Origin of the sequence: Haloferax sp. Atlit-12N, from assembly GCF_003383095.1 — an archaeon.
Classification (GTDB): Archaea; Halobacteriota; Halobacteria; order Halobacteriales; family Haloferacaceae; genus Haloferax.
Genome location: NZ_PSYW01000002.1, coordinates 1043039 through 1059045, shown reverse-complemented (window position 1 = coordinate 1059045; position 16007 = coordinate 1043039). Strand labels below are relative to the sequence as shown.

Here is a 16007-nt window from a genome sequence, read left to right as displayed (position 1 = left end):
TCACGTCACTTGAGCGTCCCGATACCGATGAGCCGCCAGCGGGCGCCCACGCGGCGGTTGATGGCTATCTTCGCGCCTTCGGCGGCGCAGACGGGGCGCTTGAGCGAGACTTCCGCCTCGCCGCTTCGCGCGCTCGTCACCGCGCCGACCGTGGTCGCGGTTCCGACGGTGAGCATCAGGGGCTCGCCGGTGGATATCTCGTCGATACCCTCGTCTTCCTCGCCGCCGACGACGCGGTCGAGCAGTTCCACGTCCATGGTGAACTGCTCGCGCGTCGGCGGGAGTGTGCCGGGCTCGCCGGCGACCTGCCCCGCGAGCGCGTCGCCCTTCGTGAAGCTCGGGTCGAGACCGGTCCCGACGCCGCAGAGACCACCGGGGCGGACCTCGTCGACCATGTTGCCGCCCGCCTGCAGCGAGCGGACCTCGGTCGTGATGGAGCGCCATTCGGTCTGGCCCTCCTCGTCGACTTCGCGGCCGGGGCGGAGTTCGAGTTCGTCGCCCGCTTCGAGCTTGCCGGCGACGACGCTGCCGCCGATGACGCCGCCCATGAGACCGTCCCAGGTCGTTCCCGGGCGGTTGATGTCGAAGCTGCGCGCGACGAACATCCGGCTGTCTTCGGTCTCGTCGCGGTCGGGCGTCGGAATCTCCTCCTCGATGGCCTCGATGAGGAGGTCCAGATTGACCTCCTGCTGGGCGCTGATGGGGACGATGGGCGCGTCTTCGGCCACCGTTCCCTCCACGAACTCCTTGATCTGCTCGTAGTTGTCGAGGGCGCGCTCGCGGTCGACGAGGTCGACCTTGTTCTGCGCGATGACGATGTTCTCGATGCCGATGATATCGAGCGCCATCAGGTGCTCGGCCGTCTGGGCCTGCGGCACGTCCTCGGTCGCGCTCACGAGCAGAATGGCGCCGTCCATGATGGCGGCACCAGAGAGCATGGTCGCCATGAGCGTCTCGTGACCGGGCGCGTCGACGAACGAGACGGTGCGGCGTACGTCCGTCTCCTCGCCGTCTTCGGTCTCCTCTTCGACCGTGTAACACTCCGGCGCGTCAACGCCGGGAATCTGACGGAACGTCGCGTCGGCGTACCCGAGTCGGATGGAGATACCGCGCTTCATCTCCTCCGAGTGTTGGTCCGTCCACGAGCCGGACAACGCTTGAACGAGCGTCGTCTTTCCGTGGTCGACGTGACCGACGAGTCCGATGTTCACCTCCGGTTGTTGTGGGTTTTTCGTCACCATTGACCTCCTGAGAGTAATCTTGCGTGAACTTGGCTCCGAACGACTGATAAAGGTGCTGTTCTCGGACCGGGGCTGCTGTGGCTACGTCGGGCGGTCACACACCGCGCGCGGCGATTCAGCGGCGTCTCCCGCTCCCGGCGACGCCTCGAAAAATGGGTCGTCGTGCCCCCCAGCACGACGGTTCGTAGACCGATTCGAGTAACCCCTCGAACGGCTATCGGCTCCGGAATCCGTCGGTTATTCGACGCCCTTGACGAGCGAGCGAAGCTCGTCTCGGTAGGCGTCCGGCGTGAGTTCGAGGTCGATGTCGACCGAGACCTCGATGGCCTCGGTCGGCTCCTTGGTCACGCTGAGTTCGATGTTCTCGCCGGGGTGTGCGCCACCCGCGACGAGAATCGTCCCGTCGTGCTCCCAGACGGCGAGCATCCCGCTCACGTCGAACTCCTGACTCTCGATAGTGAACTCCTTTTCGTCGGTGAACGGGAACGTGATCTCGTCGAAGGCGATGGTGGCCCCGTACTCGGTCACGCGCGCCGAGTCGCCGGTGTCGACTGTCGTCGTCCGCGTGTCCGTCTGTTCGATATCCGTGACGTCCACGTCTTCCAACTGCCCCTCGTAGTGTTTCCGCGCGTGCTTCTCGACCAAGTCGACGACCGTCCCGCGGACCGTCTCCGGGAGGTTCGACAGGCTCGGATTGAGCGTCACGCGCGTCGCGAAGAACAGGGAGAACTGCCCCTCGGCCTGTCCGAGTGTCTTCTCTTTCAGCGTCTCCGCGAGGTCCATGTCTTCGTAGACGAGCGTCTCGAACGCCGCGGAGACGCTCGCCGGGCCAGCCGACCGCTCGAACGCCGGGTCCAGCGAGTGCCCCCCGATGTACTCCCAGCCGCCGGCTTCGAGCGTCCCCTCCGGCACCTTTGGCGGTGCCCGCGCGGCGCTCGCGGTCGTTCCGGAACTACAGCCGGCGAGTCCCGCGAGGCCCGCGCTGGCCGCGATACCGAGGTACGTTCTCCGTCTGATACTGTGGGCTGCGTTGTCTTCCCCCTTCATCGGTCAGTACTGCCGTGCTCTGTTTCAAATATGTACCTCCCTAAAAATCAAATACGAGAACACCGGGGCGACCCATCGGCAGGTCCGAGAGCGACCTTTTTGCCGCTCCGTCACCGACCGTCTCACGTGCCCGCTCCGGTGTCGTCGCCGTCGGAGTTCGCCTTCGAACTGGCGCTCTGCGCCCACCTCGAACAGACGACCGACTGGCTCCCCGCGCGCCAACTCGGCGCGTCGGTCGCCTCGCCGGGGAGCCGCATCATCGACGTGTGCGCCGTCGTCCCGGGGCCGGGATTCGACGAGCGCGCCCGTATCACCGACTGCGCGATTCCCGCAACGGCCATCGAGAGCGACGTGGGGGCCGGAAGCGCCGTCTTCTGGCGTGACGGCTTCGACTGCCACCCGGGACGCGCCCGGCGTGCCACCGACCGCGCCGTCGAAGTCGGCTTCTTCGAGTCCGAGCGCCGCCGGAGCAGAGAGTACGTCCGCCGCGCCGCCCGCTATCCGGACGACTGGTTCGCCCGACTCGTCGGCATCGAGAACAAGCCCGACCTCGGCACTCCCGGCGACCTGCTTCGACAACTCCGCCTCGACGTGAGCCTCGCGGTCTTCGACGAAGTGATTCTCACGACTGAGAGCTACGTCACCGGCGCGCACCTCAACCGCATCCCCGAGGAGGTCGGCGTCTGGCGCTTCGACCCCGGCACCGGCGACCGGGAGGTGGTCCGCGAGGCCCGCCCGCTTTCTCCGCACTCTACCGGCGTCGAACCCGTCGAGTACCACTCGCTCCACACCGACGTGGCGCTCGTCTCGCCCGCCGAAAAGCGAACCGCCCGCCTCCGACTCGCCGAGCGCGCCTACGGAAAAGGGTGGCGCGCCTACGACCTCCCCGCCTGCGCCCACGCCCGCGTCGACGCCGACGGTCGCCCCGTCTGCGCCCACTTCGACCGCGTGGTCGACCCCGGCTCCGAGTGCGGTGCCGACTGCTCGGCGTTCGAGGCGGCCGACCCGCCGGAACTGGACCGCGACGGCCTCCGCGAGTCGCGGACGGACTGGGTCGCCGACCCGACCGGCGTGGTCCGCAGACAGTCGGGACTCGACCGGTTCGGCTGACTCGCCCTGCCGCTCGTCGGGCCGCTAGTCGTCTCGCTCGTCGGAGTAAACCCAGCCGAGCGTCGCGACGACGCCGAAACCGACGACGAACACCGCGCCCTCGACCCAGTTCGGCTCGCCGGACCACGAGGCCACGAGGAACCAGATGACGCCGGCGACGACTGCCAGCGGCGTGCTGTATCGGAGCGCAGCGACGATATCGGACACGACCGTCCCGACGCGCTCCGGTCGCAAAACCGCACCGGACCGCCGGGTTCGCTCCCGGGCCTCACTCCGCGTCGGCCCGCTGTTCCATGTAGTTCCAGTAGGTGACGAGCGCGACGCCGATGACGGCGACGAAAACGACCTGGACGACGACGCCGAAGACGTCCAACTGGCCCGTATCGACGTACGTCAGGACGAAGTTGCCCGCGGCTGCGACGACACCGGCGACCATGAGATACCTGAACGCCTTGTCCTCGGCGACGGTTCGCAGCTTCACAGGTCGTACACCTCGCCGTCGACCGCCAGCGGCTCCTCGAACGCCTCGTCGGCGGGGTAGTAGTGCGCCACGTGGACGAGGCGGGTCTCGTCGGCGTTCAATTCCTCGCCGAGCGCGATGGCTCCCTCGCGGGTCATGTGCTTCGTGCCGAAGGTTCGTGCGACCCCGTTTTCGTCGTAGTCGTCGCCGCCGATGGGGTGGTACTCGCAGACCGACGCCGGGACGATGGCCTCGGCGAGAAGCAGGTCGGGGTCACGGAGCACGTCGCGGGACTCCTCGGGGATGGCGTAGGTGGAATCGCCAGAAAGCGAGAGCTTCGCGCCCGTCTCGGGGTCCTCGATGGCGACGCCGTAACAGACCAGCGGGGGGTGGACGACCGGCACGAACGTCACGTCGAGGCCGCAGGCGCGGAACGACTCGAACGGCGTCTGGTCTTCGACCGAGATGCGGTCGAGGTAGTCGAACTTCGAGCGAATCGCGTCGGCGACGCTCTCGCCCGTGACCGGGTCGACCTCGTCGGCGGCGTGGACCGCGAGGTCGTCGAGGAGGCGGTAGACGTTCCCGAGACCGTCGAGGTGGTCGAAGTGGATGTGGGTGACTAAGGCCTCGTCGGGAAGCGGCACGTCCTGCGTGAGAAACTGGTGGCGGAAGTCGGGGCTGAAGTCCACGAGGAGCGACTCGCCGGTCCGCTCGTTTTGCACGTGGACCGAAAAGCGCGTCCGCTCGATGCCTCGCTCGCGGGCCGCGAGGCAGGTCTCGCAGTCGCACCCGACGGTGGGCGTGCCGGTCGTGTCGCCGGTCCCGAGGAGGGTCACGCGCATTGACTCAACCACGGGGGCGGTGAGGTATAAACGTGGCCGACCGCGGCGAGTCAGGACCGGTATATCTGCCGGAACTCGACCACGGGGTGGAACGTCCCCGAGAGCGTCGTCGCTTCGAACTGGAGGTTCGCAGTAACCGTGCGCGGAACCGCCGAGACGAGCGCCTCGAATTCGACGGACGGCGTTCGTGCTTCACCGCTCCGGTTCGGCCACACCTCGTAGGCGAACATCACCCGTCTCACGTCCCCGTCGTCGTAGCCAATTCCTCGGCTGATATCAGCTAACGACTCGACGCCGAGTCGTTCCCGAACCGTCGCCATCGCCTCGGTTCCTGCGACGGTCCCACCGACTCGCGTCACCCACGACGATGCCGGTTCCCGGTCGTATATCGGCTCTTTCGTCGTTCCCGACTCGTTCACGTGTTTGCGATAACCGGTGCGTCGTCGAATCTCTGCAGTGTCCGGATAGTAGTCGTACTTCGACGAGTCTCGGTAGTCGCGCGAGATTGTAATCGGGTCACCAGAGGCGGGCGCAGGATTCGACTCCGGTTCGGGAAGGGGTGTCTCGGTGGACGGTTCGAGGTCCGACGTACACCCGGAAAGCGCCGTGAGAACCCCGCCCGCCACAATCGTGCGAACGAATCGGCGTCTGCTGGAGGGCATCGGCTCGCCGTTTGCGGCTCACTAGTAAATGTTTTGTCAGAAAGGGAGCGTTACTGCGCCGCGCCGGCGTCTTTCTGCGTCTCGCCTTCGTGTTCGTCCGCGTGGTCGTGGTCGTGGTCGTGACCGTCGTCCGAACCCGACCCCGCGACGAGTTCCGACGAGTCGGACATCATGTCGAGGTTCTTCAGGTTGTCACGCTCTTCGAAGTCGGCGACGGCTTCCAGCAGGTCGTCCTGCGTGAGTTCCATCCGCTCTTCGGTGAGCGCTTCGAGGACGGCCTCGCGGAGGACGAGTCGGAGGTCGGAGCCGGTGAGGCCCTCCGTCACGTCGGCGATGGCCGAGGGGTCGAACTCGTCGATGTCCATCCGGTTCGTGATGACCCGAAGGATGTCGGCGCGCATCCCGCGGTCCGGCTTGGGGAAGTTGACGATTTCGTCGAAGCGCCGCCACGCCGCCGAGTCGAGCTGGTCGGGGTGGTTGGTCGCGCCGATGAGGATGACCTCGTCGCGAATCAGCGAGATGTCGTCGATGCTCTTGAGCAGCGTGTTGACCGCGCGCTTGAGCGCCGCGTGCTCGTCCGACCGGCGGGTCTTCGCCACCGAGTCGAACTCGTCGATAAAGAGGATACACGGCGACAGCCGCTTTGCGACCTCGAAGGTCTTTTCGACGTTCTTGGCCGTCTCGCCGAGGTACTGGCTCGTGATCATCGAGAGCTTCACCTCGACGAACGGGAGGCCGAGCTCGTGGGCGAGCGCCCGCGAGACGGTGGTCTTGCCAGTCCCCGGCGGCCCGACGAAGAGGATTTTCCCGATTTCGCGGAGGCCGATGTCCGCGAGGTACTCGCGGTGCTCAATGGCCTTCATCAACTTGTGAATCTCGCCTTCCTGGTCCGTCGTGAGCACGAGGTCGTCGAGGGTCATCTCGATTTCCTCGGGCGCGCGGACCTGCACGAGGTCGAGCATCTCGGCGTCGTCCTCGTCGTCGAAGTACTCGTCCAGCAGGCTGTCTATCCACACGCGGTCGGCGTGAATCGGCCGGGTCTGTTCTCTGGCCTCCGCGTGGGTCACGTCCACGTCGTCTCGGTCCTCGACCGACTTCGCGACCGTCGGGTTCGTCACGAGCCGGTCGTAGTCGGCTCGTTTGACGAACCACTCCAGCGCCATCTCGGGCTGCGTCAGAGAGAGGCGGCCGGAGAAGTCCTCGCGCTGGGTGAACATGAGGTCGGAAATCGCGTCCCAGGGGTGTTCCACGCCGGTCGCCTTCCGCGCGATGGACTCGGTCACAACGAGCGGTCGCTCGATGCCGGCCATCGACGAGTCGTCCTCGTCGCCGTCGTCCTCGGCGTCCGCCCAGAAGACGCGTCGATACCGCGGGGGAAGGTCGTTTTCGTCAAGCGTTCGGTCGTCGGTGTAGAGGTGGGCCGTCAGCAGAAACTCGACAACCTCGAGCGCCCGTTCACTCATCCCCCAGAAATTGCCCGGGGAGACGCATAAGAGCGTCGGAGCGCCGCCGCTGGTGCGCGCGACCGAACTTCCCCGATGACAAGGAACTCGGCACGACTCCACCGTGTGACGTTAATTTCAGAAAAACAATTCAAAAACATATCCGAAAATGGATTTATTACGCGATTATATTCCTTTCACACGCTTGTATATTGTCTCTTTCTTCAGAATAATCGGGGAAAATATCCTTTCTTAAACGATTAGGGTTTTATGGTTATCTTCCGCCACTGTGAGCCAAGATAGTGAAATGATATTCACGAATGGAACGAGATGCCCGCCCAAATGCGGTACATCCTCGACGAATAGCCGGTGGTGAATCGCGTGGCGAAACAAGTCCCGACGACCTGCATGCGCTGTGCCGTGGGCTGTGGACACGTCCACCTCGGCTCCGACACCTCGTACGGGCTGGAAGCGGTTCGGGGGGACCCTTCACACCCCGTAAACAACGGGCTGGCCTGCGGTCGCGGCATCCGCGAATCGGCCGACCCGGATGGGTCGTGGCTCACGCGACCGCTCGTCAGGGAACACGGCGAACTCCGTCAGACCTCGTGGTCGGACGCGCTCGCGCGCGTCGGCGACGCCATCACCGACGCGATGGCCGACAACCCCGACGAGGTCGCTGTCCTCGGGAGCGGCCAACAGACGAACGAGGCCGCCTACGCCCTCGGGAAACTCGCCCGCGGCGGTATCGGCACCCGAAACTACGACGCGAACACGACGCTCTGCATGGCGAGCGCGGTCAAAGCCTACTACCGCGCCTTCGGGAGCGACGCGCCGCCGCCGACCTACGACGACATCCCCGAAGCGGAGACGCACCTCGTCTGGGGGGCGAACCCGGCCGTCGCCCACCCCGTGATGTTCCGGTGGATTCGACAGTCGGCCGACGACGGCGACCTCGTCGTCGTCGATCCCGTCGAGACGAAGACCGCGGGGGTCGCCGATGACCACGTCGCCATCGACCCGGGCGGCGACCTCGCGCTGGCGCAGGCGGTTCTCGGCCATCTCGTCGAGACCGACCGCGTGGACGAGGGATTCGTCGCGGAACACACCGAGGGGTTCGACCGAGTCGTCGACGAACTCCCCCCGGTCGAGGAGGCGGCGTCGGACGCCGGCGTCACCCTCGACGAAGTCGAGAAACTGGCGTCGCTCCTCGACGCGCCCACGCTCGTCTACTGGGGCATGGGCGTCAACCAGAGCGTCCGCGGTACCGCTACCGCCGGCGCGCTCGTGAACCTCTGTCTCGCCTCTGGGAACCTCGGCCCCGGCTCTGGTCCCTTTTCTCTCACCGGACAGGCGAACTCGATGGGCACCCGCGTCGTCTCTTCGAAGGGGACGTGGCCCGGCCACCGACCGTTCGAACACCCGGACCACCGCCGGACCGTCGCCGAGGCGTGGGACGTGCCCGTGTCTCGGCTCCCTGACGACAACGGACCGGGACCGGTCGGCATGTTCGAGTCGTCGCCGTCCGTCGTCTGGACCGTCGCGACCAACCCGCTCGCCGGGTTCCCGGACGCTACGGCCGCCCGTGAGGTCCTCGAAGACTCCTTCCTCGTCGTGCAGGACGCCTTCCGTTCCGAGACGGTCGAACTCGCCGACGTGGTGCTCCCCGCGGCGACGTGGGGTGAGTCCGAGGGGACCACGATGAACATGGAACGGACGGTCTCGCGGGTTCGTCCGGCCACCGAGACGCCGCCGGGCGTCAGACAGGACCTCGACATCATCGCCGACGTGGCCGCCCGCGTCGCGCCCGGACTGCTCCCGAGACCGTCGGTCTCGCCGAGCGACCTGTTCGACGAGTTCGCCGCCCTCACCGAGGGCACGGACGCCGACTGCTCGGGGCTCTCGTACACCCGACTCGACGGCGAGCGCGCCGTCCGCTGGCCCGCGCCGGACCCGACGAGCGAGGGCGGCTACCGCTACTACGACGCCGGCGACGGGGAGTCGGGCGACCCGACGTGGTCGTTCCCGACAGCGTCCGGGAAGGCGCAGTTCAGCGCGCTCTCTGGGTCGTCGCTCCCCGAACCCGCCGACGAGTCGTACCCGCTGACGCTCACGACCGGCCGCGAGGCCGACGGGTACAACACCGGAGTTCGCACGCGGAGCGACACGCCGGACCAGCCGGTCGCCCGCGCGCACCCCGACACTATCGACGCGCACCGCGACGCGGTCGCCGACCCCGAGGGCGACCGCCGAACCACTGTCGTCTCCCGCCGGGCGTCGGTCCCGGCGACGCTCGACCCCGACGACGCCGTCCCGCCGGGCCTCGTCTGGCTCTCTATTCACCATCCGATGACTAATCGACTTACCAGCCCTGCGGTCGACCCGCAGTCGAACGAACCGAACTTCAAGCAGTGCGCCGTCCGCCTCGAACACCCCGAGGCGACCGCGTCAACCGACCTCCTCGCGGCCGAGGTGAGCGACTGATGGCGCTCGCCGCCGCCGGCGGACGGCCCCGCGAACTCGAACGCGCCGCCGCCTGAGAATGGCCGACGAGTCGCACCCCCACCTCGACACCGGCCGTGCGGGCATCATCCTCGCCGGCGGCCGGTCGACCAGATTCGGCGGCATCGACAAGGCGACGGCCACCGTCGGCGGCCAGCCCATGATTCACCGGGTCGCCGCCTCGCTCGACCCCGTCGTCGACGAACTCGTCGTCAACTGCCGCGCCGAACAGCGGGACGCGCTCGCCGGCGCGCTCTTGGACTTCGACGTCCGGTTCGCGGAGGACTCTCACCCCGACCGGGGGCCGGTCTTCGGCCTGCGAACTGCACTGCGGGCGACGAGCGCCGAGTACGCGGCGGTCCTCCCGTGCGACATGCCGCTCGTTCCGAGTGGGTTCATCTCGCACCTCTTCGGTCGCCTGCAGGGCGGCGCCGGCGTCGTCCCACGAGTCTCTGAGACGATGCAACCGCTCCCCGCAGTCATCCACTGCCGCGCCGGTGTGGTCGCCTGTACCGACACCATCCGCGCCGGTGACGACCGCCTACAGGCCGTGATGTCCGCGCTCAACGTCACCGTCCTCGACGACCGCGAAGTGGAGGCTCACGCCGGAACGCACGCGTTTCACAACGTGAACTCCTTCGACGACTTGCGCGCGCTCGCCGCTCGTCGGTGAGTCGCGTTCGAGCCCCATACCACATCATCTTCCATTATGTTCAATTGTGGTTATCCAATAATCGCCCGACTAACTGCCCAAAATACAACCTTATATTCGGAATATTCGGTTATAGAATGGACGAATACGGCCTATAGCGCCGATTTCTAAAGATTATCAACGAATACTCTTATGAACCTCTGTCGAGTCGTGTTATCACGAAACATGACCAAGTTCGCAAACAAACGCACAGGAATAGTGGATGATTGCCCACTGGTGGTCGGAAATGGCGAGTAAGAAGGAAGCGTGGAAGTCGGAGCTCTACGGCGACGCGGTCCGCGAGAAGATCGAGGAGTTCGCCGAGAAAGGCATCGACGCCATCCCCGAAGACGAGCGCGACAAGTGGTTCACGCGCTTCAAGTTCTGGGGCGTCTTCCAGCAGCGGACGGGCCAAGACTCGTACTTCATGATGCGGCTGACGAACGCCAACGGCGTCCTCGAACCGGGACAGCTCCGGGCAATCGGCGAGGTCGCGCGCGACTACGCGTCCGGGCCGGTCGAGAACCCCGAGTTCGGCGACGCATGGTTGGACCTGACGACGCGCCAGTCGATTCAGCTCCACTGGCTCGAACTCGAAGACATCCCCGAGGTCTGGGAGAAGCTCGAAGCGGCGGGCGTCTCCTCGCGGTCCGCCGGCGGCGACACCATGCGGAACATCACCGGCTGTCCGGTCGCCGGCCGCGACAAACACGAACTCGTCGAGTCCCAGCCGCTTCTCGACCGCTTCCAAGAGGACCTCCGCGGGAACGACGCCCTGTCGAACATGCCGCGGAAGTTCAACATCAGCGTCACCGGCTGCCGGGAGGGCTGCGCGCAGGACTCGATAAACGACGTGGGGCTCGAACCCGCGAAGAAGGAGATTGACGGCGAGACGGTCACCGGCTTCAACGTCCGCGTCGGCGGCGGCCTCGGCTCCCGAAAGCCGCGCGTCGCCCGCAACCTCGACATCTTCGTCGCCGACGAGGACCGCGCCTACGAGGTCGTCCGCGGCTTCGTCGAACTCTACCACGAACACGGCAACCGCGACGTTCGGGCTCGCGCCCGCAGTCGCTTCTTCGTGGACGAGTGGGGCACGGAGAAGATTCGCGACCTGCTCCAGGAGGAGTACGTCGACTTCGAACTCCAGTCTGCGGGCGAGAACATCCGCGACGAATACACCTACAACGCGGGCCGCCCGGAGTCCGACGGGAAACACGACCACATCGGCGTCCACGAGCAGGCCAACGGCGACTACTACGTCGGCCTCAGCGTCGCCGTCGGCCGGCTCACGGCGTCCGACGCCATCGAACTGGCCGACATCGCCGACGAGTACGGCTCCGGCGAGGTCCGCCTCACCCGTCGTCAGAACCCGCTTCTGATGGACGTGCCGGAGGAGAAGCTCGACGACCTGCTCGCCGAGCCGCTCCTCGGAAAACACACGCCCGTCCCGAACCCGTTCCAGCGCGGCACGGTCGCCTGCACCGGGACGGAGTTCTGCTCGCTCGCGCTCACGGAGACGAAAGCCCGGACCGCCCGGATGCTCCGGTGGCTCCGCGACAACGTGGACGTGCCCGACGACGTGAGCCAACTGAAGATTCACTACTCCGGCTGTACCGCCGACTGCGGGCAGGCGAACACGGCCGACATCGGCCTGTTCGGCATGCGCGCCCAGAAGGACGGCGAGATGGTCGAGGCCATGGACATCGGCGTCGGCGGCGGCATCGGCGAGGACCCGTCGTTCGTCGAGTGGGTTCGACAGCGCATCCCGGCCGACGAGGTGCCGGGTGCCATCGCCTCGCTCGTGGAAGCGTTCGCCGAGCGCCGCGAGCCCGGACAGACGTTCCGCGAGTGGGTCGAAGCCGAGGGGACCGAAGCAGTCACCGAGTACTGTGTCCCCGAGGAGACGGACTTCGAAGCGCCGTACATGCACGACGCCAAGCAGTCGTGGTACCCGTTCGCCGAAGAAGAGGAAGCGAAGGCCGAACAGCCGGTCACGAGCGACTGAACATGACCGAACGCATCGCATCCGACGACCCGGCGGACGACGCAGACGCCGACGACGTGGCCTTCGAGCACGCCTCGGCGGACGTCGCGCCGGAACTATTCCCGGCGGAGCCAACGGTTGCCGACGCGGGTACCGGCGGAATCCCCGGTCGGCCGGACAGCGACTCCGCCACTCGTTCCTGACGTTCCGAGACTCGGTGCCGTCGTCTCCACTTTCACCGCTTTCTCGGCGTTTTTCGACCCGAAGAACAACTCGTTACGACGAATAGTGAGTTCTAAACTATTTATGGTGTTCGAACCCTGATGATGTGCCATGCCAGAGCCAGTCATCGCGGCCGCGTACCGCACGCCGTTCGGCAAGGCGGGCGGCGTGTTCGAAGACGTTCGAAGCGAGGACCTCTCGGTCACGCTCATCGACCACATCCTCGACGAACACGACGTCGACCCCGACGACGTGGAGGACCTGATGTGGGGCGTCGCCCAACAGCGCACCGAACAGGACAACAACGTCGCCCGCGTCATCGCGCTCCTGTCAGACCTCGGCGAGGGGACGCCCGCGACGAGCATCAACCGCTGGTGCGCCTCCTCGATGCAGGCTATCATCTCCGCGTCCGACGCCATCGCCGCTGGCAACCGCGAGTGCATCGTCGCCGGTGGGGTCGAAAGCATGTCCCGCGTGCCGATGGACGGCGACTCCTACCAGCACCTCCACCCCGAACTGAGCGAGCAGTACAACATCTTCCAACTCCAGATGGGGATGACTGCCGAGAAAGTCGCAAACGAGCACGAGGTCTCCCGCGAGGCCCAAGACGAGTTCGCGTTCCGGAGCCACCAGCGCGCCGCCGAGGCGACCGACTCGGGCCGCTTCGACGACGAAATCGTCCCGGTCGAGACGGACGACGGCGTCGTCACCGAGGACGAGGGCATCCGCCGCGACACCTCGATGGAGATTCTCGGCGGTCTCGAGCCCGCCTTCTCGGGCGACGGCTCCGTCACCGCCGGCAACTCCTCGCAGATAACCGACGGCGCGGCCGCGGTCCTCGTCACCAGCCGCGAGTTCGCCGACGAACACGGCCTCGACGTGCTCGCCTCGGTCGGCACGAACAACGTCGCTGGCGTCGACCCGACGGTCATGGGCATCGGCCCGGTCCCGGCCACCCGCGGCCTCCTCGACCGCGCCGGCACCGACATCGACGACTACGGCCTCGTCGAAATCAACGAGGCGTTCGCCAGCCAGTGTGAGTACTCCCGCCGCGAACTCGGCATCGACGCGGACAAACTCAACGTCAACGGCGGCGCAATCGCGCTCGGCCACCCCCTCGGGGCGTCCGGCGCGCGCCTCCCCGTGACGCTCATCCACGAGATGCAGAAGCGCGACGTGGACCGCGGCCTCGCGTCGCTCTGCGTCGGCTTCGGTCAGGGCGCGGCAATCGAGTTCAGCAGGTAAGGCGAGCGTTCAGCTGTTTTTTTGGTCCAGATTTTTGCCGAGCGAAGTGAGGGAAAAAGGTGGCAGCGGTGTGGCAATCGAGTTCAGTCGGTAGGGCGAGAATTCGGCTGTTTTTTGGTCCAGATTTTTGCCGAGCGAAGTGAGGGAAAAAGGTGGCAGCGGTGTGGCAATCGAGTTCAGCAGGTAGGGCGAGAATTCGGCTGTTTTTGTTTCGGTTTTCGAAGCGAAGTCGGTGAGACCGGGAGACGACGCGACGGTCGCCTCCCGCTCGTTTCTCCGCCGCTAACGCTCACGAACAGACGTGCGCCTTCCGTCACGTTCATACTCCGGAAGTCGAGAGTATCCCGGTGATGAACCTCACGACGACCGTACTGTCGGGGGCGTTCGCGGCGCTGGTGGCCGCCGGGGCCGCCTCCGCGGGGTTCGTTCCGAGGCCCGACCTCGGCGCGCCCGTCTGGTACGTCCTCGTCGCGCTCACCGTCGGCTACTGGGCGGTGTTCGTCCGCTGGGCGCGGCGCTGACCTGTCGGGGACGACGCGAAAAACCGAAATTCAGGGGGCGGCGAGAGCCGCTATTCGGGGTTGACTAACTCTTCTGCGTCCCGGACGGCCTCGCGCTCGCCGATGATGGTGATGCGGTCGCCCTCTTGGAGCGTGTACTCCGCGTTGGGGACCGTCGTGTCGCCGTTTCGCGAGACGAGGGTGATGAGACAGCCGTCGGGCAGTTCGGGTCCGACCTCGCGGATGGTCCGACCGATGAGTTTCTCGGCGGTGACCTCGACCTCTTGGACGTCGCCGGAGCGGCCGATTTCGCCCATCCAGTTCGACATCGACGGACGCTCGATGTAGTTGTCGAGCGCCTGCGCCGTGGCGATGGTCGACGAGATGGTCCGGACGCCGAGTTCTTCGAACGCCTCGACGTTGTCGGGGTTGTTCGCCCGCGCGAGGACGCTCTCGGGTTCGAACTTCGAGTTCGCCAACTGCGCGACGAGCAGGTTCACGTCGTCGTCGCCGGTCGCGGCGACCACGAACTTGGCGTTCGCGGCCCCCGCGGAGCGTAAGACGCTCGTGTCGGCTCCATCGCCGTGATGGACGGTAAAGCCCATGTTCCGGGCCGTCTGGACTACTTCTTGGTCCTCTTCGATGAGGACCACGTTCTCTCCGCGGTCTGCGAGGCGTTCGGCGAGCGCACGGCCCACTTTCCCGCCTCCGATGATGAGTACACGCATTGGGATGACGTCGAGGTATTCTGCGATCTGGCGAGCGAGGCCGGCCTCGAAGACGACGGTCGTCAAGATGACGAGGAACACCGTGCCGACGAGAATCGAGGCGCTCTGGTTCAGCGCGGCGGCCTGTTGGGTCAGTCCCTCGGCCGCGAGCCGTGTCGCCTCCTCTTGGAGAGCGATGGCGAACAGCGAGGCCACGGACGCGGGGATGATGCCGCGCGGGCCGACGAAGCTCATGAAGAGCTTCTCTTCTCTCGTGAAGCGGTCGCCGCGTGCCGAGATGAAGACCAACAGCGGTCGAATCACGAGCGCGACGGCGGCGACGACGGCGAGGCCGCCGACGCCGAGGTTCAGGAGGTTCTGGAAGTCCAACAGCGCCGCGAGGGCGATGAAGACGAACGACAGCACGAGCAGCGTGATGTCGCCTTTGAACGCCGAAATCTCCTCTTCGTACGGCACGTCCGCGTTGCCGAGGAGGATGCCGGCGGTCGCCACCGCGGCGATGCCGGCCTCCGTAGCGACGTAGTCGGCGGCCGCGTAGGATACGAGCGCGCCGGCGAGGACGAGCAGGCGCGCGTTCTGCGGCGCGTTGCCCGGCGAGAGGTCGACGTACCGGAGCGCGTAGTACAGCGCCCCGGCGACGATTGCGCCCATGACGACGCCGACGCCGAGGCGCTCGGCGAACAGGACCACGAGGGCGTCGGGGCTACTGACGCCTTCGAGGATGGCCTCGAAGATGACGATGGCGACGATAGCCGCCGTCACGTCGTTGACGATACCCTCCGTGTCGAGCGCCGCGCCGACTCGGTCGCGGACCGGGACGACTTCGAGAATCGGGGCGATGACCGTTGGCCCGGTCGCGACGAGGAGCGCGCCCACGAGGAACGATACCGGCCACGGCGCGCCGAGCGCGTAGCGGACGACGACGCCCGTCGCGACGAACGAGATTATCGCCCCGACGGTGACGAGGCGGAACGTCGCGGCCGGCGCTTCCCGTAGCTTGTCGATTCGAAGGTGGAACGCACCCTCGAAAACGATGATAGCGACCGAGAGACCGACGATGGCCTGTAGTGCGTTCCCGAACGAGTCGGGAGAGATGACGCCGAGGACCTCCGGACCGAGCAGGATGCCCGACGCGATGAGGAACACGACGCTGGGGACCTGAAACCGGTCCGAAAGCACCTGCGAGACCACGCCGATGCCGATTATCGCGGCGACGAGCGGGATGAGGTTGGCTCCTCCTGCTGTGGCCACTTATATCGCCTCCATTGATTCGGTCCATGTGACGACGGAAGATAAGTCCACACATCTCGGGCGGTGTTTCCGCGGACTCG

General features: G+C 66.3%; 15 protein-coding genes. 7 read left to right on the top strand and 8 right to left on the bottom strand.

The genetic code is table 11. The features are described from left to right. Window positions 1-5 precede the first annotated feature (5 nt). Window positions 6-1241: a translation initiation factor IF-2 subunit gamma gene (locus tag C5B90_RS13525; protein WP_115882225.1), complete on the bottom strand. Its 1236-nt coding sequence runs from the start codon at window positions 1239-1241 to the stop codon at window positions 6-8. A 237-nt stretch (window positions 1242-1478) separates the two neighbouring features. Further along, a complete protein-coding gene (locus tag C5B90_RS13520) occupies window positions 1479-2288 on the bottom strand; it encodes a DUF6517 family protein (RefSeq protein ID WP_115882223.1) in 810 nt (269 codons plus the stop codon). A 126-nt stretch (window positions 2289-2414) separates the two neighbouring features. Between C5B90_RS13520 and C5B90_RS13515 the strand changes: the two genes are divergently transcribed. Then, window positions 2415-3398: a DUF5787 family protein gene (locus C5B90_RS13515; RefSeq protein ID WP_199517493.1), complete on the top strand. Its 984-nt coding sequence runs from the start codon at window positions 2415-2417 to the stop codon at window positions 3396-3398. A 24-nt stretch (window positions 3399-3422) separates the two neighbouring features. Here the strand turns inward: C5B90_RS13515 and C5B90_RS13510 are convergent, their stop codons facing one another. The 5 genes from C5B90_RS13510 to C5B90_RS13490 form a co-directional block, all read right to left on the bottom strand. After that, window positions 3423-3605 carry a hypothetical protein gene (locus C5B90_RS13510; RefSeq protein WP_233512002.1) on the bottom strand — a complete coding sequence of 61 codons (183 nt, stop codon included), beginning with the start codon at window positions 3603-3605 and terminating at the stop codon, window positions 3423-3425. A 61-nt stretch (window positions 3606-3666) separates the two neighbouring features. Further along, on the bottom strand, window positions 3667-3879 hold the full coding sequence (locus tag C5B90_RS13505) for a hypothetical protein (protein ID WP_115882219.1): 213 nt from the start codon (window positions 3877-3879) through the stop codon (window positions 3667-3669). Beyond that, window positions 3876-4700 carry an MBL fold metallo-hydrolase gene (locus C5B90_RS13500; protein WP_115882217.1) on the bottom strand — a complete coding sequence of 275 codons (825 nt, stop codon included), beginning with the start codon at window positions 4698-4700 and terminating at the stop codon, window positions 3876-3878. The genes C5B90_RS13505 and C5B90_RS13500 overlap by 4 nt, the downstream gene beginning before the upstream one ends. A gap of 50 nt (window positions 4701-4750) precedes the next feature. Beyond that, a complete protein-coding gene (locus C5B90_RS21050; RefSeq protein ID WP_233512000.1) occupies window positions 4751-5362 on the bottom strand; it encodes a hypothetical protein in 612 nt (203 codons plus the stop codon). A gap of 50 nt (window positions 5363-5412) precedes the next feature. Further along, the gene (locus C5B90_RS13490; RefSeq protein ID WP_115882215.1) at window positions 5413-6825 is read right to left on the bottom strand and encodes an ATP-binding protein; all 1413 of its coding nucleotides are present in this window, start codon (window positions 6823-6825) and stop codon (window positions 5413-5415) included. A 348-nt stretch (window positions 6826-7173) separates the two neighbouring features. On the opposite strand from C5B90_RS13490, the gene nasA reads away from it, so the two are divergent. From nasA to C5B90_RS20865, 6 genes are all read left to right on the top strand, one after another. Continuing rightward, a complete protein-coding gene (gene nasA, locus C5B90_RS13485) occupies window positions 7174-9288 on the top strand; it encodes an assimilatory nitrate reductase NasA (RefSeq protein WP_199517492.1) in 2115 nt (704 codons plus the stop codon). Between the two features lie 58 nt (window positions 9289-9346). Next, window positions 9347-9979: a molybdenum cofactor guanylyltransferase gene (locus C5B90_RS13480; protein ID WP_115882211.1), complete on the top strand. Its 633-nt coding sequence runs from the start codon at window positions 9347-9349 to the stop codon at window positions 9977-9979. Between the two features lie 265 nt (window positions 9980-10244). Beyond that, entirely contained in the window at window positions 10245-12002 is a 1758-nt protein-coding gene (locus C5B90_RS13475) for a nitrite/sulfite reductase (RefSeq protein WP_115882210.1), read from the top strand. A 2-nt stretch (window positions 12003-12004) separates the two neighbouring features. Next, window positions 12005-12184, top strand: a complete 180-nt coding sequence (locus C5B90_RS13470; RefSeq protein ID WP_115882208.1) for a hypothetical protein — start codon at window positions 12005-12007, stop codon at window positions 12182-12184. 130 nt (window positions 12185-12314) lie between these two features. After that, entirely contained in the window at window positions 12315-13448 is a 1134-nt protein-coding gene (locus C5B90_RS13465; RefSeq protein WP_115882206.1) for a thiolase family protein, read from the top strand. Window positions 13449-13798: 350 nt separating this feature from the next. Further along, window positions 13799-13969: a hypothetical protein gene (locus tag C5B90_RS20865; RefSeq protein WP_199517491.1), complete on the top strand. Its 171-nt coding sequence runs from the start codon at window positions 13799-13801 to the stop codon at window positions 13967-13969. 50 nt (window positions 13970-14019) lie between these two features. Here the strand turns inward: C5B90_RS20865 and C5B90_RS13460 are convergent, their stop codons facing one another. Further along, the gene (locus tag C5B90_RS13460) at window positions 14020-15927 is read right to left on the bottom strand and encodes a cation:proton antiporter (protein WP_115882204.1); all 1908 of its coding nucleotides are present in this window, start codon (window positions 15925-15927) and stop codon (window positions 14020-14022) included. Between the last annotated feature and the right edge of the window lie 80 nt (window positions 15928-16007).

Bases quoted from the DNA above. Each gene is read 5' to 3' on its own strand.
- C5B90_RS13470 (WP_115882208.1), top strand. From the start codon at position 12,005: ATGACCGAACGCATCGCATCCGACGACCCGGCGGACGACGCAGACGCC.
- C5B90_RS13525 (WP_115882225.1), bottom strand. From the start codon at position 1,241: ATGGTGACGAAAAACCCACAACAACCGGAGGTGAACATCGGACTCGTC.
- C5B90_RS13465 (WP_115882206.1), top strand. From the start codon at position 12,315: ATGCCAGAGCCAGTCATCGCGGCCGCGTACCGCACGCCGTTCGGCAAG.
- C5B90_RS20865 (WP_199517491.1), top strand. From the start codon at position 13,799: ATGAACCTCACGACGACCGTACTGTCGGGGGCGTTCGCGGCGCTGGTG.
- C5B90_RS13480 (WP_115882211.1), top strand. From the start codon at position 9,347: ATGGCCGACGAGTCGCACCCCCACCTCGACACCGGCCGTGCGGGCATC.
- C5B90_RS13520 (WP_115882223.1), bottom strand. From the start codon at position 2,288: ATGAAGGGGGAAGACAACGCAGCCCACAGTATCAGACGGAGAACGTAC.
- C5B90_RS13475 (WP_115882210.1), top strand. From the start codon at position 10,245: ATGGCGAGTAAGAAGGAAGCGTGGAAGTCGGAGCTCTACGGCGACGCG.
- C5B90_RS13500 (WP_115882217.1), bottom strand. From the start codon at position 4,700: ATGCGCGTGACCCTCCTCGGGACCGGCGACACGACCGGCACGCCCACC.
- C5B90_RS13490 (WP_115882215.1), bottom strand. From the start codon at position 6,825: ATGAGTGAACGGGCGCTCGAGGTTGTCGAGTTTCTGCTGACGGCCCAC.
- C5B90_RS21050 (WP_233512000.1), bottom strand. From the start codon at position 5,362: ATGCCCTCCAGCAGACGCCGATTCGTTCGCACGATTGTGGCGGGCGGG.